Consider the following 26898-nt stretch of genomic DNA (forward strand, 5'->3'; position numbering starts at 1 on the left):
GTACGGGCCATAGGGGCCGCTCATAGGCCCATGCTCCGTTCCTCGCCCTTCTGCGCGAGACGGTCACGCAGGAGCGCGGCCTCCGCGGAGGGAAGCCCCGGAATCGTCGCGTCCGTCGCCGCGGCCGCGGTGTGCATCCGGACGGTGGCGACGCCCATCCACCTCTCCAGCAGCCCCGCGGTGACGTCCACGAACTGCATCCGGCCGTAAGGAACCACGATGAGCCGCCGGACGAAGACACCGTGGGTCACGATGAGGTCGTCCTGACGCTCGACATAGCCGTAGGCCCTGCGGTCCAGTTCCGCGACCAGCCAGGTGAGGATCACCCCGAGCACGACAGCGGCGACCCACATGGAGGCCGCCACGACGGTGCCGTTCCTCCATACGATGAAAGCGCCCACCCCGCCGACGGGGATCGCCCAGAGGACCGCTGTGAGAAGCCTGTGGAAGGCGTGGCGTTTCGAGATGGGCGACCAGTGGAGGCCGGCCCCAGGCGCGAACGCCTGATCCGCCTGGTAGAGAGGCGGCCCTTGCTGCGGCGGGTAAGGTGCCCCTACCTGTCCCTGACCAGGGGGCTGACCGCCGTGGCCCGGGTCGGACGGCGCGGGCGGACGCACCGCGCCCTGCGGTCCAGGATGCGCGGCGGGATCGTATGGCGGTTCGCCGTGGCTCGCGTTCATTGCCCCCTAGTCAATCGGATAACGACTACCGCTCGCCATGGGACCATGAAGCGGTGATCGGAGTGGCGGAGGCGCGACCATGACCACCGAACGGATCGTCGGGATCGGTGCGGGCGCCAAAGAGCTCGCCACCGAGGACATGACCCTGAACATCGGCCCCCAGCACCCGTCCACGCACGGTGTGCTCCGGCTGAAGCTCACCCTGGACGGCGAACGCATCTCGGCCGCCGAGCCCATCGTCGGGTACATGCACCGCGGCGCGGAGAAGCTGTTCGAGGTCCGCGACTTCCGGCAGATCATCGTCCTGGCGAACCGGCACGACTGGCTGTCGGCGTTCTCCAGTGAGCTCGGCGTCGTGCTCGCCGTCGAACGCATGCTCGGCATGGAGGTCCCGGTACGAGCCGTCTGGGCGAGGACACTGCTGGCCGAGCTGAACCGGATCCTCAACCACCTGATGTTCCTCGGCTCCTACCCGCTGGAAGTCGGCGCCATCACTCCGATCTTCTACGCGTTCCGCGAGCGCGAGGTCCTGCAGCGGGTCATGGAGGAGATCTCCGGCGGGCGCATGCACTACATGTTCAACCGGGTCGGCGGGCTGAAGGAGGAGCTTCCCGCCGGTTGGACGGCGCGCGCGCGGACGGCGGTCTCCGAGGTGCGCGCCCGCATGGGCGACATCGACGACCTCATCATGGGCAACGAGATCTTCCGGGCTCGCACCCGGGGAGTCGGCGTCCTCACGCGGGAGCAGATCCTGCAGTACGGGGTGTCCGGGCCCATCGCGCGCGCGTCCGGTGTGGACTTCGATCTGCGCCGGGACGAGCCCTACCTCGCCTACGGCGACCTGGACGTCCGCGTGGTCACCCGGTCGGAGGGCGACTGCCTGGCCCGCTTCGAGTGCCTGCTCGACCAGGTGCACGCGTCCCTCGACCTGGCGGACGCCTGCCTCGACCGCCTGGCCGAACTGCCGCCCGGCCCGATCAACCAGCGGCTGCCGAAGGTCCTGAAGGTCCCCGAGGGCCACACCTACGCCTGGACGGAGAACCCGCTCGGCCTCAACGGCTACTACCTGGTGTCACGGGGCGAGAAGACCCCGTGGCGGCTGAAGCTGCGTTCCGCGTCGTTCAACAACGTCCAGGTGCTCGCCGAACTGCTGCCCGGCAACCTGGTCGCCGACATGATCGCCATTCTCGGCTCGATGTTCTTCGTCGTCGGCGACATCGACAAGTAGCACCGCGGCGGCGGTCGCTCAGGCGCGGGACGCGCCGTGGCCCTGGTGCTCGTCGTCCGGGCCCTTGGGCACCCGGCACGCGTACTCCAGGAAGAACGCCGCCGCCACCAGCACGACCGCCGCGAGGAACGTGGCGCCGCTCACGAAGAAGTCGTGCCGGGGGGTCGACTTCTCGAGCGCGCCGACGAGGCTGATGGCGAACCCGGCGAACACGCCCGCGATGACCGCCGCCGAATGCGCGCTGGCCTTCCCCAGGGCCGCCAGGCGCGCCACCGCCATCGGATCCAGCGGCTTGGGCGCCGGCTTGCGCGCGGCGTCCACCGTACGCCGGTCGGTGGGCTTGCGGCGGATGCGGCGCAGCACGTTCAGGCCCGTGAAGGCCTCGCCCAAGGCGAGCAGCAGCAGCGTCGGCACCGCGGTCCACGGCAGCGGCGGCAGCGACAGGTAGGCGGAGCGCAGCACCGCCCAGGTGATCACCGCTATGACGACCACGACGGCGACGAGGAACAGTGGGCGGGAGGGCTTCATGCAGGCTGCTGGAGGGCCAGGTCGTCGCGCCGCCGGCAGGCCGAGGGGCCGCCCTCCGCCTGCTTGGCCTCGGCCAGGTCGCCGACGCGGCCGTGTCCGGGGAGCAGCACGTCCGGCTCGATGTCGGACCACGGGACGAGGACGAAGGCGCGCTCGTGCGCGCGGGGGTGCGGGAGCGTCAGATCGGGATCGTCGGACGTGATGTCGCCGAACGTCACGATGTCGATGTCGAGGGTGCGGGGGCCCCAGCGGACCTCGCGCTCGCGCCGCATCGAGTTCTCGATGTTCAGGACCCGCTCCAGGAGGTTCTCCGGTGGCAGGCGGGTGTCGGCGATGAGCACGATGTTGAGGAAGTCGCCCTGCTCGGGGATGCTCTCCCCGGGCGGCGCGTAGGGGGCGGTCTCGTAGACCGGGGAGAACGCCACGAAGTGCAGGCCGGGTGCGTCGAACAGCGCGTCGACAGCTTCCTGGATGTTGTCCATCCGGTCGCCGAGGTTGCTGCCGATCGAGAACACGACACGGTGCTGGACCAGCATGTGCCCGCCGGTGGCGGTGCGGTCGGGCATGCGGTCGGACGCTGTCATGGGCGACTCCTCCTGATCTTCACGGCGACGTCCGTGAAGGGGTGCGGGATCGGGGCGCTCGGCTTGTGGACGGTGATCTCGACCTCGGACACCGTCCGATCTTCCAGACATATCTTCGCCAACCGGTCGGCCAGCGTTTCGAGCAGGTTGAGGGGCTCACCCTCGACGGCGGCGACCAGCTTGCCGGCGAGCGTGCCGTAGTCGACGGTACGCGAGAGGTCGTCGCCCTCCGCGGCGGGGCGCGTGTCCAGGCCGAGGACGGCGTCCACGACGAACTCCTGGCCCAGTTCGCGCTCGGCGGGCAGGCATCCGTGCCTTCCCCGCGCCCTAAGGCCGCGCAACTCGATGCGGTCGAGAGTCATTCTTCCTCTGCATCCACGACGTTGAGGACGGGTGAACCGTGGTGAAGCAGAAGCCGCCACTCACCGCCCGCCCGTACGAACACGTTCGTCGCCACGATGCTTCCACCCGCGAGGAATCCGGCTTCGGTGTCCTCGTCGGCGGTCAGGATGTTCTCCTTGCACGTCACCACGGCGTGGTCGCCGTAGACGTCCGTCTCCACGTCGGTCAGCACGAACTGGATGTAGGACGTGTTGGCCATGATGAGCGCCCACGAGCGCAGCACCGCCTCTCGTCCGCGCAGCATCGTCCAACCGGGGTGCACGCAGGAGACGCCGTCCGCGTAGGGGCCGTCCGCCCAGACCGCCGACATGCGGTCGAAGTCGCCGGCCTCGAACGCGGCGTAGAACTCGGCATGGACCTCGTCCACGTCGGCGCGGTTCACGGCACGGCTCATAGGCGGGGACTCCCATTGTCGTAGCTGGCGCTGTCGTAGCTGGCGCCGTCGTAGCTGTAACTGACCGGACGCGCCGCGCGCATCGCGGCCGCCACTCGTACGGCGTCCGCGTTGGGCCGGACCCTGTGGACCCTTACGCACCACGCCCCGGCGGCCGCCACGAGAGACGTGATGGCCACGGTCGCGTCGTCGCATTCGCCGAAGGGGCGGCGCGTCCCGTCCGGCTCCGCTAGGAGCCTTGTCAGGAATCCTTTGCGGGACGCTCCCACGAGGACGGGGTAGCCGAGGCTCGTGAACGCGTCGAGATGGGCGAGCAGCGACCAGTTGTGCCCCGTCTCCGGGTTCTTGGCGAAGCCCAGCCCCGGGTCGAGCACGATCATCGAGGGATCGACGCCCTCCCCCAGCACGGCGTCGACCCTGTGCGACAGCTCGTCGCGAACCTCGCGCACCACGTCCGTGTAGACGGCGCGGGTCTGCATGTCGTGACTGTGGCCGCGCCAGTGCATGACCACGTAGGGGACGCCCGCGGCGGCCACCACCCGCGGCATGTCAGGGTCGGCCAGGCCGCCGCTCACGTCGTTCACCAGCCGGGCGCCCGCGTTGACGGCGGCCTCGGCGACCTCGGCGCGCATGGTGTCGACGCTCACCGGAACGTTCTCGGCCACGAGCGCCTCTATGACGGGGACGACGCGGCGCAGTTCCTCTTCCTCCGTCACACGCTGCGCGCCGGGGCGCGTGGACTCGCCGCCCACGTCGACGATGTCGGCGCCCTCGGCCACGAGGTCGAGCCCATGGCGGATGGCCTTCTCAGGGTCGAACCAGGCGCCGCCGTCCGAGAAGGAGTCGGGGGTCACGTTCACCACGCCCATGACGAGGCAGCGCCCTGGCTCGGGCAGCCCCGGAACGGCGGCAGTGGTCATGTCACCCCACCCTATGCCTTGGAATCGACCTGCCAGGGCGGCGCATCGACCGCCTCATCCGTCCGGCATACCCTCTCCGGAAGCAGCAGAACGGGCCTCAGCGCGACGCTGAGGCCCGTTCAGACGTTCAGGCGACTCCGGGAGCCCCGAAGTCGCGTCAGCGGCCGAGAATCAGGCTCATCGCCTCGGACCGCGTCTCGGGGTGGTCGCGGAAGTCGCCGCGCACCGCCGACGTCACCGTCTTCGCGCCCGGCTTCCGCACTCCGCGCATCGTCATGCACAGGTGCTCGGCCTCGATCACCACGATGGCCCCGCGGGGCTCCAGCACGGTCATCATCGCGTCGGCCACCTGGCTGGTGAGGCGCTCCTGCACCTGCGGCCGGCGCGCGTACACGTCCACCAGCCTGGCCAGCTTCGACAGACCGGTGATCTGGCCCTTCTTGTTGGGCGTGTAGCCCACGTGCGCGACCCCGTGGAAGGGCACCAGGTGGTGCTCGCACACGGAGTACACCTCGATGTCCTTCACCAGGACCATTTCCTCATGGTCGGCGTCGAACACCGTGGTCAGCGCGTCCTCGGGCTGCTGGCGCAGGCCCGCGAACTGCTCGGCGTACGCGCGCGCCACCCTGGCGGGGGTGTCGCGCAACCCGTCACGGTCGGGGTCCTCCCCGATGCCGATCAGGATCTCGCGGACGGCCTTCTCGATGCGCGCGTGGTCGAAACGCCCGCCGTGCAGGGTCTCGCCCGGCGGGTCGTTCTCGATCGGCGCCTCGTCGTACGGGATCGCCAAGGCCGTCAGCTCTCGCCCGGGGCCGGGTCGACGGCCTCAGAGGTGACGCCGCCCTGGCCGTTGTTCTTGGTCAGGTCGGTGACGTCCTGCGGGCCGAGCAGGGCGAGCTCCTTGGGCGTGAGCACCGGCGGACGGTCGGACGGGAGGCGCTTGCCGTAGCCGGTGTAGGAGTTCTGGTGCGGCCGCTTCTGGATCGGCGCGAAGATCTCCAGCACCTGGTTCTTGGAAAGCGTCTCCTTCTCCATCAGGTTGACGACCAGCTCGTCCAGGACGTCGCGGTACTCGACGAGGATCTCCCACGCCGTGTCGTGCGCGGCCTCGATGTAGCGCCGGACCTCGTCGTCGATCGCGGAGGCGATGTCCTCGGAGTAGTCGCGCTCGTGGCCCATGTCGCGGCCGAGGAAGACCTCGCCCTGCCCGGTGCCGAACTTGCGCGCGCCGAGGCGCTCGCTCATGCCGTACTCGGTCACCATGTTGCGGGCGATGGAGCTGGCCTTCTCGATGTCGTTGGCCGCGCCCGTGGTGGGCTCGTGGAAGACCAGTTCCTCGGCGGTGCGCCCGCCCAGCAGCATGGCGAGCTGGTCGGTCATCTCCGAACGGGTCGTGAGGAACTTGTCCTCCATGGGGAGGGTCATGGTGTAGCCCAGGGCCCGCCCGCGCGGCAGGATCGTCACCTTGTGCACCGGGTCGGAGTTCGGCAGCGCGTGCGCCACCAGCGCGTGCCCGCCCTCGTGGTAGGCGATGATCTTCTTTTCCTTCTCCGACATCACCCGGGTCTTGCGCTCCGGCCCGGCCATGACGCGGTCGATGGACTCCTCGAGGGTGTCCATGTCGATCAGCTTGCGGTCGAAGCGCGCGGTGAGCAGCGCCGCCTCGTTGATCACGTTGGCCAGGTCGGCGCCGGTGAAGCCGGGGGTGCGGCGCGCGATCACGTCCAGGTCGACGTCCTGTGCGAACGGCTTGCCGCGCCCGTGCACGCGGAGGATGCCCTTGCGGCCCTCCAGGTCGGGACGGTCCACGGTGACCTGGCGGTCGAAGCGGCCGGGGCGCAGCAGCGCCGGGTCGAGGATGTCGGGGCGGTTCGTCGCGGCGATAAGGATCACGCCGCCCTTGACGTCGAAGCCGTCCATCTCGACCAGCAGCTGGTTGAGGGTCTGCTCGCGCTCGTCGTGGCCGCCGCCGAGGCCCGCGCCGCGGTGCCGGCCGACGGCGTCGATCTCGTCGATGAAGATGATCGAGGGGGCGTTGGTCTTGGCCTGCTCGAACAGGTCGCGGACCCGGGACGCGCCCACGCCGACGAACATCTCGACGAAGTCGGAGCCGGAGATCGAGTAGAAGGGGACGCCGGCCTCGCCGGCGACGGCGCGCGCCAGCAGCGTCTTGCCGGTGCCGGGCGGGCCGTAGAGCAGCACGCCCTTGGGGATCTTGGCGCCGATGGACTGGAACTTCGCCGGGTTCTGCAGGAAGTCCTTGATCTCTTCCAGCTCCTCCAGGGCCTCGTCGGCCCCGGCCACGTCGGCGAAGGTGGTCTTGGGGGTGTCCTTGGTGATGAGCTTGGCCTTGGACTTGCCGAAGTTCATCACGCGCGAGCCGCCGCCCTGCATCTGGTTCATGATGAACAGGAAGATCAGCACGATCACCACGATGGGCAGCAGGCTGAACAGCAGGTTCAGGAAGAAGCTCTGCTTCGGGACATCAACGTTGTAACCGCCGGACAGCTTGCCGGCGTCGGCCTGCTTCTGCAGCTGCTGCTGCAGCTGGAGGCCCTGGCCGTCGACCCAGGAGCTCTGCTGCTGCTTGCCGTTGGTGAGCGTGAGCTCGATCCGCTGGTCCTTGTCAATGATCTTGGCGGACTTCACCTGGCCCGCGTTGATCTCCTGGACGACCTTGGAGGTGTCGACCTTCTCGAACGAACGGCCGGGGTTGACGCCCCACATGACAAGGGCGACCAAGAGGCCGAACAGCAGGATCCACAGCAGCGGCCCGCGAAAGTAGCGCTTCACGTCCATTTATCCGGTTACCCCTGAGGGGCCCGTCCCTCCTGACCAACGTCTGTGTGTGATCCTCGCCCGTCCCGGGGGACGAACGCCACTGCGACCAACAATGCGACCGACGGGAAGGCCCGTCGCCCGGGGCTCCGGTCCCTCCGTGGCGGCTTCCCTCATTCGACTTCCCGAACCCGGGGTCCGGGACACCGACGGTACACCGCAGGCGCAGGAGACGCAGCCGACGCCGTTCTCCCGCATCCCTTGCCTATACCCGTCAACGACCTTTGCAACGATTCGTCACGGTCCCTTGTTCCCTGGGAGCGTTGGTACGCCTCTGACCAGTGTGGCCCTGTCCGGGGCGATCGGCCCTCCAGTCGCTCGGGTCTCTCCGGTCACCCGGGCTCCGTCGGTGGCTCAAGCCCCAGGGTGCTCAGGCTCCCTCGCCGCCGTACACGTGCGGGGCCAGGGTGCCTACGAAGGGGAGGTTCCGGTACCGCTCCGCGTAGTCGAGCCCATAGCCGATGACGAACTCGTTGGGGATGTCGAAGCCGATGTACTTCACGTCGATGTCGGTCTTGACGGCCTCCGGCTTGCGCAGCAGCGCGCAGATCTCCAGCGAGGCGGGGTTGCGCGAGCGCAGGTTGCTCACCAGCCAGGAAAGCGTCAGGCCCGAGTCGACGATGTCCTCAACGATCAACACGTGCCGGTCGAGGATGTCGGTGTCGAGGTCCTTGAGGATGCGGACGACGCCGGACGACTTCGTCCCCGAGCCGTAGGACGACACGGCCATCCAGTCCATGGAGGCGGGCGAGTGCAGCGCCCGCGCCAGGTCGGCCATGATCATGACGGCGCCCTTGAGGACCCCGACGAGCAGCAGGTCCCTGCCCTCGTAGTCGGCGTCGATCTGCGCGGCGAGCTCCCTCACCTTGGCCTGCAGGTCGTTCTCGGGGATCAGTACCTTCGCCAGGTCTTTGCCCAGGTCCTTCTCGTCCACAACCCCACCCTCATAGCTCAGACCTCGCCCGTCCGGTGGGACGGACGTCGGACGGACACCGCCGCGCGCCGTTCAGGTGCGCTGCGGACGCGGCACGTGGTGATGCGCACACGCCGCGACGTCAAACCGGGCCGAACAGCAGCTTCCCAGACCTCCGCAGGGCGCGCAGCCCCCCGGGCAGATCCACGTGCCGCTGGCCGTGCCAGGCCGTGACCAGCCGATCCACTGCATCGACATGGACCGCCGCGAGCGTACCCGGTGGGCTGCCGGCCCTCACCGCCGCCATCCGGAGGACCCTCGTGCGGACGGCTCTGGGCAGGTTTCCGAGCCCTTCCAGACGGACGGCCGCGCCGTAGCCGTCTTCCGACGCCTCCAGGTCGGAGTAGGCGCGAGCGGCCAACTCGTCAAGGGCGTCTGCGTCGTCGCGCAGCATCCTGGCCGTCCTCGCCAGCGCTTCGGCCACTCCGGGGCCGAGCGCCTTCTCCAGGGCGGGAAGGGCCTCGTGCCGGACGCGCACGCGCGCGTAACCGGGGTCGATGTTGTGAGGGTCGTCCCAGGGGTCGAGCCCCATGGCCTTGCAGGCGCGGCGCGTTGTGGCGCGGTTTAGGTCCAGCAAGGGCCGCAGATACAAGACGCCCTGGGAGCGCCTGAAGCTGGCGGGCATCCCGGCCAGCGACCGGGCTCCGGAACCACGCGCCAACCCCAGCAGGACGGTTTCGGCCTGGTCGTCTTGGGTGTGACCGAGCAGGACGGCAGCGGCCCCCAACCTATGGGCGGCATCGTCCAGGGCGGCGTATCGGGCGTCGCGGGCGGCGTTCTCGGGGCCGCCGCCCCCATCAACGGTGACGGCGACGGATCCTGATGGGTCCAGGCCGAGGTCCGCCATGGTGCGGACCACCGCATCGGCACGCTCGTCCGAACCGTCCTGGAGGCCATGGTCGATCGTGATGCCTCCGGCCGGACGTCCCGCCCTGGGCGCCTCAAAGGCCAGCGCCCCAGCGAGAGCGAGCGAATCGGCGCCCCCGCTGCACGCGGCTAGCACCATCGCCCCCTCAGGGAGGTCGGCGAGAACCCGGCGCACCGCAAGACGTACCGCCGCCACAGCCGGATCAGGGCCCATGGCAAACGTTTACCATCACACGCCGCCGCCCGCCCGGGGCAGGGGCGGCCTGCGGTCCCGGCCGGGACGGCGCGTTGGTTCAGGCCTCGTTGGCCGTGGGCGGGGCGTCAATGGCGCGCGTGCCCACGACCCTGCTCATCCACAGGGTCGGTTCCTTGATCTCGTCGTGGGTCGGGAGCGACTCCGGCGACTCCCACACCCGGTTGAACCCGGTCATGCCCACCTCGGTGACGACGCGCCGCACGAACCGCGACCCCTCCGCGTACTGCTTCATCTTGAGGTCGATGCCGAGCAGGCGCCGGATCGTCTTGTCGAGCTTGGAGCCGCCGCTGCGCCGCCCCTGGAAACGCGACCGGATCTGCTGGACGGACGGCACCACCTCAGGGCCGACCGCGTCCATGACGTAGTCGCCGTGCCCTTCGACGAGCGTCATCACGGCGGTGAGGCGGTCGAGGATCTCCCGCTGCTCCGGGGTCTGGATCGCGTCGATGAGGTTGGAGTCGCCACCGCGCACGGCGTCGGCGACGGCCTCGGCCGCGTCCCGGATGCGGTCCAGCATCATGCCGGGGTCGAGGTCGGACGCCAGAAGGAACTTGGTCATCTGGTCCTGGACGTACTCGCGCAGCCATGGGACGCCGGTGAACTGGGCGCGGTGCGTCTCCTCGTGCAAGCAGACCCACAGGCGGAAGTCGCGCGACTCCACACCGAGCTCCTGCTCCACATGGACGATGTTGGGAGCCACGAGGGTCAGCCGCCCTGTCGGCGCACGCCCGGACGGGTCCGGCGGCAGGAACAGCTCGTACTGTCCAAGGACGCGGCTGGCCATGTACGCCAGAATCGCGCCCACCTGCATGCCCGTGACGCGGGATCCCACGGCCTGGACGACGACGTTTCCGGCGCCGCCCAGCGGACCGGCGTTGCGCCGCTCGGACATCTGCTCCATGAGCGGCTCGAGCACGACCCGGAAACCGTCCACGTTGGCACGGATCCAGCCTGGCCTGTCCACGATCGTCGCAGGGTCGGGGTCGAGCTCGGAGGCCATGCCGGTGAAGTCCCGCACGTGCCCGTGCGCGAGCTTCGAAAGGCCCCGCAGCTCCTTCACGACCTCACGGGCCTCGGCGTGCGTGACCTGCGGCCCCGGCCTGACGAGCCTGGTGCCGGCCTGGACCGCGAGGTTCCAGTCGATCATTGAGGCGCTCATGTGACTCCACCGTACGTTGACAACGTGGCGCCGGAGCGCCCTGCACGGTCGTTCAACGAACGACCGTTCTGGTTATCTCCCATACGGCCGCCCCCACACCCGAGCCAAGGCCCGGCCGCAGGAACGCGCGAATCAGCCGCACCCGCAGGACGCGACCGCGGCGGCGAGCTGGTCGAGCTTGCCGGGGTCGACCGGCCCCTTGCCGTCTCCGGCCATGAACGCGAAGGCGAGCAGCCGTCCGTCCGCGTCGTGGGCGAGCCCGGCCAGCGTGCTGACCCCCGAAAGGGTGCCGGTCTTGGCGCGCACCATCCCCGCACCGGCCTGACTTGCCGCGACGGTGTAGCGGGGCGGGCTCAGCGTCCCGGAGAACCCCGCGATCGGCAGGCCGGTGATGACCGGGCGCAGCTGCGGATGGTCGTCGCCCGCGGCGAGCGAGACGATGCGGGCCAGCGCGATCGGCGAGATGCGGTTGAGGGGCGACAGCCCGCTGCCGTCGTTGACCGAGACCCCCTCGGCCACGCCCAGCCCGGCGAGAACCTGGCGGACCGCCTGCGCGGCGTCGGCGAACGTCGCGGGGCGCCCCGCCTTGATGGCGACCTGGCGGGCCACCGCCTCGGCCACGTCGTTGTCGCTGTCGGTCAGCAGATGCTCCACGAGCGCCGACAACGGCGGCGACTGGACGGCGCCGAGTTGCGCGGCCCCGTTCTGCGCGACCGTCAGTCGGCCCGCCCTAGCGCTGACGCCGTTCTTGGACAGTAGACGCGCGAACTCTCTCGCCGCGGTGGCGGGCGGGTCCGAGACCCGCGTCTTCCTGGACGGGTCCGACGGGGCGACACGTCCCTCATCGACCGTCAAGGCGCTGACAGGGGCGACCTCACCGTCCGGCAGGTAGTTGGGCTTCCAGCCCGCGGCCGTACGGGGCCCCTGGTAGGCGGACGCGTCGTAATCCACGCGCACCTGGCTCGCACCGGACGTCTTCAGAGCCGCGGCCGTCTGGCGGGCCAGGTCAGCGAGCGACGCATAGGGCGGATGCCCGGCCCCAGGGCGCGGGGGAAGGGCCGTCAGGGTAGGATCCCCGCCTCCGACCAGAACGATCCCCCCGCCGGAGCCGCGCACGACCCGGGTGGTGATCCGGTGCGCGGGACCGACCGAGGCCAGCGCCGCCACCGACGTCGCCAGCTTCGTCGTCGAGGCCGGGGTGGCGGGCTGGCCGGCCCGCAGCTCGTACAGCGGCCGCCGGGTCTCCGCGTCGACGACGACCGCGTTGATCTTGGCCTGCGGGCCGCCGATCAGCGCCGAGAGCCGTCCCGCCAGGGCGGACGGGTTCGGCGCACGGCCCGCCCCGGGCTCGGCGGCGAGGACCACGGCGGAGGACCGCGGGACCTGGACCAGGTCGCGCGCCGCCACGCTCGGCGGTTGCGGCGACAGATGGCGCGCGGGTGTGAGTTTCACCACTGCCAGACCTGCGGCGACGGCGAAAACGTTAAGGAGGGACAGCGACAGTACTGCGAGGGCTCGGCCCCGTCCAGGCACGTGACCGCCCCTCTCCCACTCACCACTCACCAACGTGCGACATCCTTATACAGGGGAACACTCACCTGTGGTGCCGGCCTCGCCCACAGGCTCCCGAAAGACTATTCACTGCGAGCGCGCAGGGAGCGGAGGACATCTTGGATTTCGACGTCACGATTGAGATCCCGAAGGGCCAGCGGAACAAGTACGAGGTGGACCACGAGACCGGGCGCATCCGGCTCGACCGCATGCTCTTCACCTCCACGCAGTACCCGGCCGACTACGGGTTCGTCGAGGACACGCTCGGCGAGGACGGCGACCCCCTGGACGCCCTGGTCCTGCTGCAGGAGCCGACGTTCCCCGGCTGCCTCATCCGCTGCCGCGCCGTGGGCATGTTCCGCATGACCGACGAGGCCGGCGGCGACGACAAGGTCCTGTGCGTCCCCGCCACCGACCCCCGCATGGAGCACCTGCGCGACATCCACCACGTCGCCGAGTTCGACCGGCTGGAGATCCAGCACTTCTTCGAGGTCTACAAGGACCTGGAGCCCGGCAAGTCCGTCGAGGGCGCCAGCTGGGTGGGACGTGTCGAGGCCGAGCAGGAGATCGTGCGTTCCTTCAAGCGCGCCTCCGACCAGGGCGGCCACTGAGTCGTCCCCGCCCCGTGCGGCACGGCCGGGCCGTGCGGAGTCGCGGACGGCGCTGATCCGCTCCCCGCTGCTTACGCGACGCGCCTTGTGAGGAACCCTTCCGCAGACCCTGCGGAAGGGTTCCGGCTTTCCAGGGCTGGAGCGGAGGCTCCGGCGAAGCGGGGTCGGCATCAGCCTGCGGGACGTGTCGCACCGATCAGGTCGGACCGGTGGATGCTCGCGATGCGCACCCGTGCCCCGGTGTAGGGGGCTTCCACCATGCGGCCGCCGCTGAGGTAGAGGCCCACGTGGTGGATGGAGGCGGGGTCGGACCGGCTGGTCGCGAAGAAGACGAGGTCGCCTGGACGCAGTTCGCTGATGGGGATGTGCGGTCCGGACGTCCACTGCGTGCCCGTCCAGTGGTCGAGCCGCACACCAGCCTGGCCCCACGCGTACATGGTGAGGCCCGAGCAGTCGAAGCCGACGATCCCTGCGCCCTGGGCGATGCCGTTTGTGGGTCCGTTCGCGTCGCCCCCGCCCCAGGAGTAGGGCGTGCCGAGCCACTTGAGCGCCGCCTGGACCGCGACGGCTCCGCGAGTCTCCGACAGCAACCCCGCTGGAGACCTGGGGACGGGGAAATCCGCTCGTGCTTTGCGCGCCTTCGCCCTCTCCAGGGCCCGTTCCCGCGCGCGCTTGACTTTCGCAGCCTTCGCCTGGGCCTTGCCCAGCCTGTGTTCCAGACGGCGCTTGTCAGCCTCGATGCGTTGGACCGCTTCCTGTTGCGTGACCACCGCGTCCTGCGCGAGCCGTTTGGCCTCGTCGGCGCGCCTCGTCGCTGCCTCCTGCTCGTCCAGCGCCGTCTCCGCCTGGCGGCGGAACAGGCCCGCGACCGTCTTGGACGCTTCGACCTCGCGGAACATGGCGGTCCGCCGTTCGGCGAGCATCTTGACCATGCTGGCGCGGTCCATGAACCCCTGGGGCCCGCCCTCACCCGCGACGGCCGAGGACATGGGGTCGTAGCCGGTGTTGTCGCGGTAGACCTGCGCGGCGAACGACGCCAGTTCGGCTCTGGCCTCCTCCGTTCTCCGGTTCGCCTCGGCAAGCCGCCCTTGGACGTCCCTGTACGCCTCCTGCGAGCGCCGTAGGCTCACCAGTTCGCCGTTGTAGCGCTCCACCGCGGCCTCCGCGGCTATGGCGAGCCTGTCGAGTTCGCCGTCCGCCTGGGCGAGCATGGCCTTCGTCCGGCCGACCTCGGCGGCCCGCTCCCTGACGTCGCGTTCGCTCTGTTCGACGTCCTTCGCGCTGGGGCCGGGAGGATCGGACGGGCGGGCCGACGCGAACGGGACTAGCAAGCTCATGCCGATCGCCACTCCGGAGGTGAGGGCGACCACGCGCAGCGCCGTGCTGCGGGCAGGAGACGGGGTCACGCGACGGCGAGAGATCTCTGGAGCGCCAGGTGCCATGATCGCCTTCTCCCCGCCCGCGATGCTGCTTAGCGCAAATGATCGGCTACGAAGCGTAGTGAATTCGGGAAATGGCAGGTAGGCACGCCACACGGGGGTAGAACACGCCGCTCGCGCACTCGGGCGCGGTGCTCTTCTTTCGGGCGCGGCGCTCGTCCTGGGCGCGGTGCTCTTGTTCGGGGTCGGTCGCGGCGCTCGGTCTCAGGCGCCGTGGGTCGGGCCAGGCCCGGACGACGCGGCCCCTGAGGGCGTGGGCGCCGCCGACTCCGAGGGCGGTGCGCTTGACGGGACCGTGGACGGCGGGCGGTCCGGTACAGAACCGGCCGACGGCAGACGTGGAGCGCGCCTAGGAGGAGCGTGGCGTCGGGGGAGGTCGGAATCACCGGGATGCGCGTCCGACCGCCGCCCGGACCCGGGCCGCTGGGAGATGCCGGGTATGGCCGTCGGATGCGGGCCCGCGTTCCGGTACGCATCCTCCCGCCCGGCACCTACGCCGTACATGGAAGCGACCCCACCCGCAGATAGAAGCGCCACAGCCACGAGGACGGCGGCGGCGCGAGCGGCCTGCGCGTAGACCCTGGCCGCCCCCTTCTCCTTTGCCGCCTCACCCTCCTTCGTCTGGTCCTCCTTGGACGCCCTGCGGGGGCGCCCGAACCGCCGCCGCCTGCCTCGGCGAGAGGCCCGGCCGGGGCGTCCAAAGGCGGTATAGAGGGGAAATCCATCGGACCTGAACTCCGTCACACGGGTGGCCACGAAGAGCCTGTAGCCGACGAGTTCCGGATCCAGGAAGCAACTCATCACCCTGAGCCGCATCTCGGGCGCGGGAGTCACTACCGGCAGCATCCCGTACACCTTGGCTGCGGACACGGAACGGGGACGGAGGGCTCCACAGACGGGGCAGCCTTGCGCGTGCTCCATCAACCGCTCGCTGATGTCGTAGGCGGGGTCCTCTTGCCGCTCACGCAGAAGCAGCGCGCGCTCGTCGCAACCGCATGGCCCCTTGTGCGCGAGTACCTCCGCGGTCAACGCCACCTTGAGTTCGTCTTGCGCTTCGTCGAGCGCGGCTTGGGCGTCCGTTACCGACATGCCGAACACGGCGGCGAGGTCAGGGACGGACAACCGGTGCCGGACGTGAAGCTCCAGGATCTCGCGGGAGATGGGCGGCAGCGCCAGCACCGCCTGCCACGCAACGATGCGCTGGTCAGCGTCCTCCTGATCCGGGCCGACGACCGGTACGTCCGGCGCCTGATGCCGGCGAGGCATGCGCCGGGCGCACTCCAGCCGGGCGATGGCGTAGAGCCATGGCCTGAACCGCTCGGGTTCCCGCAGCTTGCCGATGTACGCCTCGGCCACGATGAAGGTGTCGCGTAAGGCGACCTGTGCCGCGTCGCGGTCCCGCAACTGGAACCAGCAGTACGCGTAAAGCCCGTCGGCGTGGGCGTCGTACACCGCGGCCGCGGCACCCGGGTCCCGCTTCCGGAGCGCCTCGACCAGGACATGGTCGCTCATACCGAAAAAGGTAAATGCTTCGGGCGCTCTCTACCAGGAAATTCAAGAGATCACAGTCCGATACCGGACATCACCATCCTCTTTTAATTTGGACTTTTTGCAGAGTGTCCTACTTGAGTGGTTTGAGAGTTTCGCCCGAGATACTGCAAGGTTCGCATGGTTCATGTGACCAGCATGTCATGGCGACAAGTGATCATCAAGGCACCGAGAGTGATGAGAATAATTCGGCTTTCGAGCCTTGTTTGATCACATGAGATGCCCGTCCACGGGACGCCGGGAGATTATCCGTGCGCCAGGAACGATCAATTCCGCTGTCACGATGCCGAAGAAGGCAATTCGGCGAAGACTTCGTCACTACCCAGCCGCCCGAGCCGCGCTACGGCGCTCGACCGTGCCGCCGCAACCACGCCAAGGACAGGAGCCCGAGACCACGAAACCGCACACGTCGCGCGCCGCCACGGCGCGGGCTCGGAGCGAAGCCGGCCCGGCGAGATCTATTTGACACTGTCATCGTGACAGTGTCATCATCGACCCATGGACGACACCTGGACGATCGCCGAACTGGCGGACCGTGCCGCCGCGGCCCTCGCGGCGGACGGGTCCGCGCAGGCCAGCGGCCGGGTGCGCGACCTGCCCAACGAGCGGCTGATCCGCTGGTACACCACGATCGGCCTGGTCGACCCGCCCCTCGGCCGTCGCGGCCGCACCGCCCTGTACGGGCCCCGCCATCTCCTCCAGCTCATCGCGGTGAAGCGGCGCCAGGCCGCCGGCCGCTCCATCGCCGAGATCCAGGTCGAGCTCGCCGCCGCGACCGACACGGCCCTCGCCCGCATCGCCGCCCTCCCCGCCCAGCCGGGCTCCCCTTCGACCGACCTGCCTTCGACTCCCCGCACGCCCCCAGGCCCAGCAGCGAGTCCGCCGGGCTCGAACGTCCAGACCGCAGAGGACGGCGATCCCTCCCTCAGCCATGACCTCCCGGCAAGGCCAGACGACCAAGGCACTTCCCCGACGGCGCCCAGGGGCCCGGAGGAGGCTGAGGAGGCTGAGGAGGCTGAGGAGGCTGAGGAGGCAGCGGGAGGCGGCGACGGAGGGAGCTTCTGGAGCCGGCGCCCCGACGTGTCGTTCCGCCAGAACATCGTCGCCTCCGGCTACGGAGAACCCGCTCCCGCGGTCGTCCAGGGAGTCCGCCTGGCGCCCGGCCTCACCGTGCTCCTCGAGGTCCCGGCCCTCAGCGGCGACGACCTCGCCGCCATCGAGGCCGCCGCACGTCCCCTGCTCGACGAGTTGCGCGACCGCGGCCTGCTCGCCCCCGCGAAGAACACCACCGAAAGCCCCGCCTTCCAGCACGCCGACCCACCCGGGAGGACCCAGTGACCGTGCGCATCCTGCCGCTACCCGACACCGCGCCACCGGCACCCGACCACGGGCTCGGCGCGCTCAGCACCGACATCGGCAACCTGCCGCTCGATTCCGTGGACGTGCACGCGTCCATCACCGGCCTCGCCGCCGGCATCGAGATCGTCCAGGGCTTCCGCAACCCGTCCGACAAGCCGCTGGAGGCCACCTACATCTTCCCCCTGCCCGACCGCGCCGCCGTCACCGCGCTACGCATGGAGGCCGCCGACCGGGTCATCGAGGGGAAGCTGAAAGAGCGCGGGCAGGCGCGGCAGGACTACGACACCGCGATCGCCGCGGGTCAACGCGCCGCCATCGCGGAGGAAGACCGCCCGGACGTGTTCACCATGCGGGTGGGCAACATCCTGCCGGGCGAGAGAGTCACGATCAGGCTGTCCCTCGACCAGCCGCTTCCGCACGAGTCGGCGTCGAGCGCGACCTTCCGGTTCCCGCTCGTCGTCGCCCCCCGCTACATCCCCGGCGCTCCGCTCGCCGGCGGGCGCGCCGGATCGGGGGTGGCCGACGACACCGGCGCCGTCCCGGACGCGTCCCGGATCAGCCCGCCCGTCCTGCTGCCCGGCTTCCCCAACCCGGTCCGCCTGGCCGTCACCGTCGACATCGATCCGGCCGGGCTCCCGCTCACCCAGATCCGGTCGGCGCTGCATGTGGTGGCCGAGGAGGGCGACGGCGAGCGGACGACCGTGCGTCTGCAGGCGGGCGAGCGGCTCGACCGCGACTTCGTCCTCCGCCTCGACTTCGCCCCGCACGAGAGCGCCGCCCTCTCCCTCATCCCGGACGAGTCCGGCGAGGAGGGGACGTTCAACCTCACCGTCCTGCCCTCCGGGGAAGCGAAGCCCCGCCCGCGCGACGTGGTGCTCGTCCTCGACCGGTCCGGCAGCATGCACGGCTGGAAGATGGTCGCCGCGCGCCGCGCCGCCGCCCGCATCGTCGACACCTTCCGCGCCGAGGACCGGTTCGCCGTCCTGTCCTTCGACACCGTCATCGAGCGCCCGCGCGACCTCGGCTCCGGGCTGGCCGACGGCACCGACCGCAACCGGTTCCGCGCCGTCGAGCACCTGGCGGCGCTGGGCGCGCGGGGCGGCACCGAGATGCTCACCCCGCTCGACGAGGGCTGCCGCCTGCTCGCCGACTCCACCCGCGACCGGGTGCTCGTCCTCATCACCGACGGCCAGGTCGGCAACGAGGACCAACTCCTCGCCCACCTCGAGCCGCGGCTGCGCGGCGTCCGCGTGCACACGGTCGGCATCGACCAGGCCGTCAACGCCGGCTTCCTGAACCGCCTCGCCGCGATCGGCGGGGGCCGCTGCGAACTGGTCGAGTCCGAAGACCGCCTCGACGAGGCGATGGAGCACATCCACCACCGGATCGCCGCCCCGCTGGCGACCGGCCTCACCCTGCACGCCGACGGCCTGGAGATCGTCCCCGACACGGTGGCGCCCGCCCGGCCGAGCGCCCTGTTCCCCGGCGTCCCCCTCCAGATCGCGGGCCGGTTCCGAGGCACGCCCTCCGGCACCCTGTCCGTCAGGGGTACGGCGTCCGACGGCACGCCCTGGGCGCAGCACGCCACCGGCATCGTCGTCGAAGACTCGGCCGCCCGATCCATCTGGGCCCGCGCACACCTGCGCGACCTGGAGGACCGCTACACGGTCGGCGGACCCGACGACCTGGAGCAGCGCATCATCGCGACGTCCCTCCGCTTCGGCGTCCTGTGCCGCTTCACCGCATTCGTCGCCGTGGACAGCCGGGTCGCGACCGAGGGAGAAGCACCGCACCAGGTAGTCCAGCCGGTGGAGATGCCCCGAGGCTGGGGCGGCGCCGCACCGATGGCCGCCCCGCGCATCGCCCCCGCCACCTTCTCGATCGATATGGACATGGTCCCCGACGCCTTCTCAAGCGCTCCGGCCGCCCCCTCCGGCCCGCCCCCGATGCCGCCCGCATCCATGCCGCCCGCTCCCTCCGGCCCGCCGCCGATGCCGCCCGCCCCTTCGGGTCCGCCCCCGATGCCGCAAGGCGCCCCTCCCGGCTACGGCGCCCCGCCTCCCGTCTCCGGCCGCCCCTCCGGCCGCCCCCACGGTCGATCCGCCGCACGGACTCGCCGACCGGCGGGCTCGGCGCCCTCTGCCCTCACCGGATTCCAGCAAGAACTGGCCAACGTGCTGGGCCGCCTACGCCAGGTCCCCGAAACGCGAGAGGAGCGCATCCACCGCCTGCTGAGCGAACTCCTCCCCATCCTGGAGTCGATCGTCCAGCGGATGCAGGCCCTGTCCCTGGACGCCACCCCTCTCGCCGCCCTTCGCGACGACCTGCACCGGCTGCCACCCACCGCAGACGAGACCACCGTCAACGACCAGTGGACCAGTGCCTTGCAGGTCCTGGCCGACTTCACCGGCGAACCCCAACCCCGCCGCCCCTTCTGGAAACGCCCCAGGTAACCCATGGCGGGGGGCGCTCCCACGAGACCGCCTCCCCGCCACCCACGTCCAACAAACCCGCCCGGGCAGGCCACCCCGGGCGGGCCCGCAGTCGACACACCGCGCTCGAGAGCGGCGCTGCTGAGGACAACGAAAGCCGTCCGATTCCACTGCCCGCGCGAGTCGCCAGGCCAAGCGCCACTGTGCCGAAGACGAAGAGTGTTGAGAGCTAGGGGCAGGGCTCATGCGAGCAAAGAGGTGTCGGCCGCGAGCAAGGGTCGGGCCGCAAGCAGAGGGCGAGGCCGCGCGAGCAAGAGCCCCACGGCGGAGACGAGGCCGCGCTAGCAGAGAGTGGGGTGGCGCATGCACAGGACGGGGCGGCGCTAGCAGAACTCCCTCGGCGGAGGCCAGGCGGCGCGAGCACAAGGCGAGACGGCGCAAGCAGAAGCCCCACGGCGGAGACGAGGCCGCGCAAGCACAGGGCCACATGGCTCGGGCAGAGAGTTGGGCGGCGCATGCACAGGACGAGGCGGCGCGAACGGAGAGGGGCTGCGCCGGCAGCGAGTATGGGCCGCGTCGGAGGGGGAGGCCATGTCAGCAGCGAGCGACTCGCGGGTCGTCTGGACAGAAGGGTGGGCCGGGCCGCGGGGTAGGAGGCGCGGCCCGGCCCAGATCGGCGGAGGGCGGTCAGACGTGCTTCGGGTGGTAGCGGCGCATGAGCGGGATCAGGTTCAGGGCCAGGCCGACCACGGCGACCGCGCTGACCAGGTTGACGCCGGGGTGGAACTCGGCGAAGCCGTCGCCGCCCGCGGCCGTTCCGCCCGCGACCAGGGCGGTGACCACGGCCAGGACCAGGGCGGCGCCGACCTGGCCCGAGGTCTGGACGAGGCCCGAGGCGAGCCCCTGCTCGGAGTCGTCGATCCCGTCCGTGGCCTGCGCCATGATCGAGCTGAAGCCGAACGCGAACCCGCCGCCCAGCAGCAGCATCGTCGGCAGGATCGTGAACACGTAGTGCGGAGTGTTCCCGGCCGTGCCGAGGAACCAGGCATATCCGAGGCTCAGGGAGGTCATCGAGCTGATGATGAGGCGGGGCGTCGCGTACCGGTCGATCAGGCGGCCGACGAAGGGTGAGCCGAACGCCACGAGGAGCCCGGCCGGCAGCAGCGCCATGGCCATCTTCAGCGGCGACCAGTGCAGCACGTCCTGCAGGTAGAGCGTCATCATGAACTGGAAGCTCAGGTACGAGCCGAACAGCGCGACGATGCTCAGGTTGGCCCGGACGATCGAGCCGATCCGCAGGATGCCGAGCCGGATCAGCGGGTGCCGGACCTTGTTCTCGGTGACGAAGAACGCGATCAGCAGGGCCGCCGCGACCCCGATGGAGCCCAGCGTGAGCGGGTCCAGCCAGCCGCGATCGGGGGCCGACACCACGGTGTAGACCGCGAGCAACATGCCGCCGGTGAGTGTCACGGCGCCGAGGACGTCGTGCCCTCCACCGGCCGCGGGCCGGTCCCGCGGGATCAGCGCGATGCCCGCGACAAGGGCGAGGATGGCGAGCGGCACGGGCGTCAGGAACGTCCAGCGCCACCCGAAGCTGGTCAGCAAGCCGCCGAGGATCAGCCCGGACGAGTAGCCGCTGGCCCCGAAGACGGAGAACACCGACAGCGCCCGGTTGCGCGCCGGCCCCTCATGGAAGGTGGTGGTCAGGATGGACAGCGCGGTCGGCGCGGTGAAGGCGGCGGCCAGGCCCTTCACGAAACGGGTCGCGATGAGCAGCGCGCCGTCGTCGACAAGACCGCCCACCAGTGAGGCCAAGGCGAACACGGCGAGGGCGGCGAGAAAGACCCGGCGGCGACCGAGGAGGTCGGCGGTGCGTCCGCCGAGCAGGAGCAGTCCGCCATAGCCGAGGACGTAGCCGTTGACGATCCACTGCAGTGACGTGGTCGAAAGGCCGAGCTCCGCGCCGACCGACGGCAGCGCGACGCCCACCATCGAGACGTCGAGTCCGTCGAGGAACAACACGGCGCACAGGACGGCCAGGACTCCCCACAACCGCGGGGTCCAGGTCTGCTCGGCCGGTGCGCCCACGGCGCCCGGCGCACCGACAGCGGAGTCGGGTGAGGTCTCGGTGATAGTCACGTCGCAGGACAGTACATGCACATGCATCAAATGTCCATGCACAAAATTCTGCGGAATTTAATTCGTGTGCATCTGATGCGTGCGCATGGTAAGGTGCGCGGCATGGAGGCGGAGTCTGCTCTGGTGAGCCGCTGGCGCAAGCTGGCGACCTGCTACAACACGGTCGCGTGCGCTCTGGACCGCGCCCTGCAGGACGTCCACGGCCTGAGCATGAGCGAGTACGAGACGCTCGACCGCCTCGTGGACCAGGACTGTGAAAAGCGCCGCATGCAGGACATCGCCGCGGCCATGTATCTCAGCCAGAGCGCCCTGTCACGGACGGTCGCCCGCCTGGAGAAGCACGGCTACGTCCAGCGCGGGCTCTGCGAGGCCGACCGCCGCGGCGTCTTCGTGGAGATCACCGACGCCGGCCGCCGCTGCCACGCCGAGGCGCGCGACACCCACCTGAAGATCCTCGCCGAGCACCTGACCGACTGACTGTGCCGGTGCTCGTGGTGCCGCCGCCGGGCGGAGCCCGACCCGCCGACCGACTGTGCTGGTGTTCGTGTGACGTGCCGGGATCTGACCCGCCCGCCGACTGACCGATGTTGCGGCTGGAGTTCATATGAGTCCCCGGCGCCGACCCTGGTTACACCGCGAAGGCACTTCTCGCACTGCGCACGCTCGGACTGAGGTCCCTGGCCCGGCCGATCGGTGAGAGGGCGCGGGATGTCCCGGCCGAGGCGTCCGCCGACCGGGCTACTCGCCGGTCGTTCCGTCGATCAGTTCGCGGGCGACGTCGAGGTGGCCCATGTGGCGGGCGTACTCCTGGAGCAGATGGAAGAGGATCCGTCCGAGGGAAGGGGCCTCTTCGGACGTCTTAAAACGACCGCCGAGCCGGGCCTTGTCGTTCAGCGAGGCGCCCTCCACCAGATCACGTGTGCTGGCGACCTCCAGACGGTAAGCGGCCATGATCTGCGCGCTGGACCGATCGACAGGGACGGTCCATTCCGCCTCGTCGCCCCCGGGCGGGTAGGCGAGGACGTCATCGGCGGCGAATCCCCACCGCATCCAGCGGCGCTCGACCCAACCGAGATGCTGGACCAACCCGAGCGGTGACCATCCCAGTGGTTCGACCGGCGCGCGGAGCCGATCGTCGGGCAGCCCGGAGAGCTTGCGCATCAGTGCCTCGCGATACCACTCCAGGTAGCCGAGGAGGAGTTCACGAGCGTCCGTCACCTCGACGCCTGGGCCGTCGAGAGGCGGGGGGACCTGGTCTGGGGGGTTCTGCATCCGCCGAAGGGTAGTGCGGCCCCGGCCCCGCAGCAGGGCTGTGATCAGGCGGATGACGACGAGCTCATTGGCTGGGCCCCTCGATACCTGTCACGCCGTCTCGTCAGCCGAAATCGGCCTCTGTCATTCCAGCCGGATGCCCCGAGGGCCATTGCACGAGTTCGATCCTGTAGCCGTCGGGGTCGGTCAGCCATGACGTCCTGATCCCCGGCCCGGGGTCGGCAGGCGGCTCGGCCGCGACCCCCTTGACGGCGAGATCAGCGATCGTGGCGTCCAGATCGTCCACCTGTACGACGAGATGGTTGACGGCGCTGATGTTCTCGACCGGCCTCTCGGGATCGTGCACGAGTTCAAGGCTGACGAACGGATCGTCGGGAAGCTTGAGCATCGTGAGGCTGCCGAAACCCGTCTCGGGAACGCTGCCGAGTTTGGTGTACCCGAGCGCTGTGTAGAAGGCGAGCGAGCGCTCCAGGTCGGTGACCCGCAGCCCGATGTGCAGCATGCGCATGGACGGCACACTAGGCCGTCCCGTACGACGCCACCATGATCCCAGGTGCCCCAACACGAGCAGAGAACGTTAACGGAAGCCGTATACGCCGGCCCGCGACGAGCCTTCAACGTGGGAGCCGCCTGTCGAAAGGCAGCTGACAACCCGCTCGTCCCAAGGTGCCCCACCTCGACGCTGCCGCCCTTTCCAAGAGGGGCATCGGGGTCGCCGGGTGGCAACCGGACGCGAGCTCAGGAGGCCTCTCACATGGGAGTGAACCTGATCTGCCAGTTGCCTTCGGCTCGCACATGGAGATAGGTCGGGCCCGACATGTGGGCTTCGGCGTAGGTGGAACCCTTGCCGGACAGGACGTGCGCTCCCTGCTCGAATTCCGTTGTGAGCTCAGTGAGGGAGAAGTCGCCGTCCTCGGTGTGGGTCATCTGGACGATCGCGGGACCTCCCGTGTAGCGGAAGACAAAGGAGCCGCGTGAGGATATGCGGTCGTCGACCATCGGGACAGTGTCGAAGGGCTGCAGCCATGCAGCCCACCGACTCTTGGAATCGATACGCAAGTGAACGTGCTTGTCCTCGCGCACGGGGAGAGGTTCTACGACGCGGTTCCGCTCCAGGCGACCTCGTAGTAGCACCCTCGCGTATCCGTCCTCGAAGAGCTTGACCACACCTTTCCGATCGCCGCCGTGGAGGCGGACGACCAGCACCTGGGGCCTGCGCGGTTCACGGTGGGGAAACTTGAACTCTCTGTTCCCGCCTCCCTGGGCTTGTTGAGTCTTGCGAACGCCCGCCGGGCACGTCTTGAAGGGCGCGGGCTGTGCGGGAGGACGTGGAGCCTGGGCTCCGGGTTGAGACTTGCGCGGCTGAGGCCTGGATTGAGGCTCGCGCGGCTGAGGTCTAGGGGCAGGCACGCGCGGCTTGGGTTCCGGACGCGCACGCCGACCGGTGTCGATGGGAGCCATGCCCTCCCGGATCCTCACCGCGTCAGCGGCGCACACTTCGATGATCCGGGTGGCGCCCCCTTCAGGCGTCCAGGAAACGCGATCGGCGGACGAGCCGTGGCGCGGGTCGAAGAAGCACAGAGGCCGACGGGGCGGCGTCGGGCGACCTGCGAGGCGGGCGTCGACGCAGGCGAGCGCGTGACGACCCTCGTCCAGCGCGATCAACACATCTGCAGCGTCCGCCAGGTCGCGGTCTCCAACGAAAGCCCTCTTGGCCTGCTCGTAAGCGTCGAGCGCACGCGAGTAGTCGGCCAGGAGCTCGGCGTCCGCGGCGTGCTGCTCGGGTACGAAGGGATGCCCCGCCAGCGCCTCCCCGAGGGCAGTGATCTCTGCGTCGATGACGGCTAGTTCATCCCCGCGTCGCCGACGGAAGATCCTGAACATAGGTCCGACCTCGCCATCCCCCGAATCCCCACAAGATCGTACCGAACGCCCCCTCCGCGCGGCGCTCCCCGTGTCCGGTTGGTCCCATCTGCAATCCGAGCGCATGCCCTGGGAGGCAAGCCGGCCACCCGGACCGTCGCCAAGAGCGCGGCGACGACCCCTGCCCACTCGGCGGGCATGTGCCGGACGTGGTTGACGAGCGCCCCGACGAGTTGGATCGCCAGGACGCGAAGGCAGCGCCACCATCAACCCGACAAGACCGCGCCCGACAACGACGCGCGTCGGCAGCGACGTCAGCCGGAGCCGGAGCAAACCACCCGAGGCTCTTGTCCTCGGCGACGCCGCTGCCGCTGTTGAGAAGGCCGTCCATCGCGCCGAACGCGGCCATGGTGACGGTGAGGAGCATCAGCGTCTCGGCGCGGTCCGGGTCCTTGGCGCTGTTGCCGCGCACGAAGTACATGAGCATCAGCGTGATGAGGCTGACGCCGAGGTAGAGGCGGGTGCCTTCGAGGCGCAGTAGACGAACATGGCCGCTAGCAACTCGACCAGGCGCTCGACCCCCCTGCTCCTAGTCCAGCGCGGACGTCCAGAAGGACATGGCGTGGGGCATGCCCGCTCACACCGATCGCGGGGAAGCCGAGTCTGCGCATGAACCCGAGTCTGGGCAGAACCTCAGCATCCTTGGACGTACCCGGGCAGCCGACGGGCCGGGGCCCAGGTGGCGGGCGCGGCGAGGGAGCGGCGCCAGCCACCTGGCCCTCAGGGTCTACCCCCGGCGCCACCGTGACCGCGCGTCGCCTGGCCGTCCTCGCCGACCGCAGTGACGGCCGATCACCTCCGCAGTGAGCGCGGAAGTGCGACGGCATCGTCCCCTCGCACTCGACATCGGCGGAGCGCCGCTGCTCACTGCTCGCGTCCCTTGTGGGTCTTCGTGGCCTTACCGGACGGAGTCGTGCAGGGCGCATCGCCGGTCGCACCGCAACGAGGGCACGCGGCGGCCTTCGTGCTCGGCTCCGCGTCCGGTTCAGCAGCCGGCTCCGCAGTAGATTCCGTAGCGGCCTCTGTGTCCGACTCGGCGGCCGGCTCAAGGGCCGACTCCGCAGCGGCCCCCGCGTCCGACTCAGCAGCGGGCTCGCCGGCCGACTCGGCAGCGGCCTCCGTCTCCGACCCAGCGTCCGACTCGACGGCCGGCTCCGCAGTCGATTCCGCAGCGGCCTCCGCGTCCGACTCCGCGTCCGACTCAGCAGCGGGCTCCGCAGGCGGCTCAGCGTCCCGCTCCGCAACCGACTCAGCGGCCGACTCCGCAGCCGCCTCGGCAGCGGGCTCCGTAGTCGCCTCCTCGGTCGATTCCGTGGCTGGCTCGGTGGTCGGTTCAGACTCCGGCGTCTCCGAGGTAGCGGATTCCGCGAGCTCCTTGTCCTCGCGGTCCGGCTCGTGCTCTGCGCGGTCGCGCTCAGCCGGCGCGGGGTCGACGTCGCGTCCCGTTATCTTTCGGGCGTACGTCTTAACGCGGTCGATGATCTTCATGGGTGGGGGGCTCCTTAGCGTCGGGCACCAGGCCGCGCGGGCAGTTCGGACATGGCCTCTCGGATGGCGTCGGTGTGCTCGGCTCGACCCGGTGGCGCTCCTCGAAGGTCATCAGCTCATAGTGTGATCCAGTCGAGTACCGCCAGATGTTACGCCTCAAGACCAAGGTGCGAATCGTCCCCGTCGCCGCCGAGGGCGCCCGGTCTTCGTCCAGGCCCGTCCAGACCTGCCGTTAGCACCCGCGTCAGCAGCTCGGGCCGCTCGCCTGCTCTGACCCCAACTCTGTCCGACCTCCACGGCATCCTTG

24 protein-coding genes are annotated in these 26898 nt (G+C 70.0%); 5 read left to right on the forward strand and 19 right to left on the reverse strand.

The window, feature by feature from the left end:
* Window positions 1–20: 20 nt before the first annotated feature.
* Window positions 21–680, reverse strand: a complete 660-nt coding sequence (locus ABWI07_RS44480; RefSeq protein WP_149259781.1) for a PH domain-containing protein — start codon at window positions 678–680, stop codon at window positions 21–23.
* Between the two features lie 79 nt (window positions 681–759).
* Between ABWI07_RS44480 and ABWI07_RS15485 the strand changes: the two genes are divergently transcribed.
* The gene (locus ABWI07_RS15485; RefSeq protein WP_149259782.1) at window positions 760–1908 is read left to right on the forward strand and encodes an NADH-quinone oxidoreductase subunit D; all 1149 of its coding nucleotides are present in this window, start codon (window positions 760–762) and stop codon (window positions 1906–1908) included.
* Between the two features lie 18 nt (window positions 1909–1926).
* Here the strand turns inward: ABWI07_RS15485 and ABWI07_RS15490 are convergent, their stop codons facing one another.
* The 11 genes from ABWI07_RS15490 to dacB form a co-directional block, all read right to left on the reverse strand.
* Window positions 1927–2436 (reverse strand): DUF3180 domain-containing protein, encoded by a 510-nt coding sequence (locus ABWI07_RS15490; RefSeq protein ID WP_149259783.1) that lies wholly within the window; start codon window positions 2434–2436, stop codon window positions 1927–1929.
* Window positions 2433–3020, reverse strand: a complete 588-nt coding sequence (folK, locus tag ABWI07_RS15495; protein ID WP_149259784.1) for a 2-amino-4-hydroxy-6-hydroxymethyldihydropteridine diphosphokinase — start codon at window positions 3018–3020, stop codon at window positions 2433–2435. The genes ABWI07_RS15490 and folK overlap by 4 nt, the downstream gene beginning before the upstream one ends.
* Window positions 3017–3382, reverse strand: coding sequence for a dihydroneopterin aldolase (gene folB / locus ABWI07_RS15500; protein WP_149259785.1), 366 nt, complete (start codon window positions 3380–3382; stop codon window positions 3017–3019). The genes folK and folB overlap by 4 nt, the downstream gene beginning before the upstream one ends.
* On the reverse strand, window positions 3379–3816 hold the full coding sequence (locus ABWI07_RS15505; protein ID WP_141580195.1) for a nuclear transport factor 2 family protein: 438 nt from the start codon (window positions 3814–3816) through the stop codon (window positions 3379–3381). The genes folB and ABWI07_RS15505 overlap by 4 nt, the downstream gene beginning before the upstream one ends.
* Window positions 3813–4736, reverse strand: coding sequence for a dihydropteroate synthase (gene folP, locus ABWI07_RS15510; protein ID WP_353818937.1), 924 nt, complete (start codon window positions 4734–4736; stop codon window positions 3813–3815). The genes ABWI07_RS15505 and folP overlap by 4 nt, the downstream gene beginning before the upstream one ends.
* Window positions 4737–4893: 157 nt before the next feature.
* Window positions 4894–5499, reverse strand: a complete 606-nt coding sequence (gene folE, locus ABWI07_RS15515) for a GTP cyclohydrolase I FolE (protein ID WP_149260152.1) — start codon at window positions 5497–5499, stop codon at window positions 4894–4896.
* A gap of 32 nt (window positions 5500–5531) precedes the next feature.
* On the reverse strand, window positions 5532–7535 hold the full coding sequence (gene ftsH / locus ABWI07_RS15520) for an ATP-dependent zinc metalloprotease FtsH (protein ID WP_149259788.1): 2004 nt from the start codon (window positions 7533–7535) through the stop codon (window positions 5532–5534).
* 409 nt (window positions 7536–7944) lie between these two features.
* Entirely contained in the window at window positions 7945–8508 is a 564-nt protein-coding gene (gene hpt, locus ABWI07_RS15525) for a hypoxanthine phosphoribosyltransferase (protein ID WP_149259789.1), read from the reverse strand.
* Between the two features lie 121 nt (window positions 8509–8629).
* Window positions 8630–9628, reverse strand: a complete 999-nt coding sequence (gene tilS, locus ABWI07_RS15530) for a tRNA lysidine(34) synthetase TilS (protein WP_149259790.1) — start codon at window positions 9626–9628, stop codon at window positions 8630–8632.
* Between the two features lie 79 nt (window positions 9629–9707).
* Window positions 9708–10817, reverse strand: a complete 1110-nt coding sequence (locus tag ABWI07_RS15535) for an Rv3626c family coenzyme F420 biosynthesis-associated protein (RefSeq protein WP_149260153.1) — start codon at window positions 10815–10817, stop codon at window positions 9708–9710.
* A 144-nt stretch (window positions 10818–10961) separates the two neighbouring features.
* Window positions 10962–12281 carry a D-alanyl-D-alanine carboxypeptidase/D-alanyl-D-alanine endopeptidase gene (gene dacB / locus ABWI07_RS15540; protein WP_353818938.1) on the reverse strand — a complete coding sequence of 440 codons (1320 nt, stop codon included), beginning with the start codon at window positions 12279–12281 and terminating at the stop codon, window positions 10962–10964.
* A gap of 218 nt (window positions 12282–12499) precedes the next feature.
* Between dacB and ABWI07_RS15545 the strand changes: the two genes are divergently transcribed.
* On the forward strand, window positions 12500–12991 hold the full coding sequence (locus ABWI07_RS15545; RefSeq protein ID WP_149259792.1) for an inorganic diphosphatase: 492 nt from the start codon (window positions 12500–12502) through the stop codon (window positions 12989–12991).
* A gap of 170 nt (window positions 12992–13161) precedes the next feature.
* Here ABWI07_RS15545 and ABWI07_RS15550 read toward each other — a convergent pair whose 3' ends face one another.
* Window positions 13162–14397: a C40 family peptidase gene (locus ABWI07_RS15550; RefSeq protein WP_353818939.1), complete on the reverse strand. Its 1236-nt coding sequence runs from the start codon at window positions 14395–14397 to the stop codon at window positions 13162–13164.
* Between the two features lie 237 nt (window positions 14398–14634).
* Window positions 14635–15942: an RNA polymerase sigma factor gene (locus tag ABWI07_RS15555; protein WP_149259794.1), complete on the reverse strand. Its 1308-nt coding sequence runs from the start codon at window positions 15940–15942 to the stop codon at window positions 14635–14637.
* A gap of 534 nt (window positions 15943–16476) precedes the next feature.
* Between ABWI07_RS15555 and ABWI07_RS15560 the strand changes: the two genes are divergently transcribed.
* Entirely contained in the window at window positions 16477–17316 is an 840-nt protein-coding gene (locus ABWI07_RS15560; protein ID WP_353818940.1) for a MerR family transcriptional regulator, read from the forward strand.
* A complete protein-coding gene (locus ABWI07_RS15565) occupies window positions 17313–19790 on the forward strand; it encodes a VIT domain-containing protein (RefSeq protein WP_353818941.1) in 2478 nt (825 codons plus the stop codon). The genes ABWI07_RS15560 and ABWI07_RS15565 overlap by 4 nt, the downstream gene beginning before the upstream one ends.
* Before the next feature lie 666 nt (window positions 19791–20456).
* Here the strand turns inward: ABWI07_RS15565 and ABWI07_RS15570 are convergent.
* Window positions 20457–21935: an MFS transporter gene (locus ABWI07_RS15570; protein WP_502912824.1), complete on the reverse strand. Its 1479-nt coding sequence runs from the start codon at window positions 21933–21935 to the stop codon at window positions 20457–20459.
* A gap of 75 nt (window positions 21936–22010) precedes the next feature.
* On the opposite strand from ABWI07_RS15570, the gene ABWI07_RS15575 reads away from it, so the two are divergent.
* Window positions 22011–22385, forward strand: a complete 375-nt coding sequence (locus ABWI07_RS15575) for a MarR family winged helix-turn-helix transcriptional regulator (protein ID WP_149259797.1) — start codon at window positions 22011–22013, stop codon at window positions 22383–22385.
* Between the two features lie 261 nt (window positions 22386–22646).
* On the opposite strand, the gene ABWI07_RS15580 is transcribed toward ABWI07_RS15575, so the two are convergent.
* The 4 genes from ABWI07_RS15580 to ABWI07_RS15595 form a co-directional block, all read right to left on the reverse strand.
* Entirely contained in the window at window positions 22647–23180 is a 534-nt protein-coding gene (locus ABWI07_RS15580) for a DinB family protein (protein ID WP_353818942.1), read from the reverse strand.
* A 103-nt stretch (window positions 23181–23283) separates the two neighbouring features.
* Window positions 23284–23688 (reverse strand): VOC family protein, encoded by a 405-nt coding sequence (locus tag ABWI07_RS15585; RefSeq protein WP_353818943.1) that lies wholly within the window; start codon window positions 23686–23688, stop codon window positions 23284–23286.
* Between the two features lie 242 nt (window positions 23689–23930).
* Window positions 23931–25064 carry a hypothetical protein gene (locus ABWI07_RS15590; protein ID WP_353818944.1) on the reverse strand — a complete coding sequence of 378 codons (1134 nt, stop codon included), beginning with the start codon at window positions 25062–25064 and terminating at the stop codon, window positions 23931–23933.
* Between the two features lie 903 nt (window positions 25065–25967).
* Entirely contained in the window at window positions 25968–26591 is a 624-nt protein-coding gene (locus ABWI07_RS15595; protein ID WP_353818945.1) for a hypothetical protein, read from the reverse strand.
* Window positions 26592–26898: the final 307 nt, after the last annotated feature.

Origin of the sequence: Actinomadura sp. NPDC000600 (assembly GCF_040492135.1) — a bacterium.
In the GTDB taxonomy this organism is placed as follows: Bacteria; Actinomycetota; Actinomycetes; order Streptosporangiales; family Streptosporangiaceae; genus Spirillospora.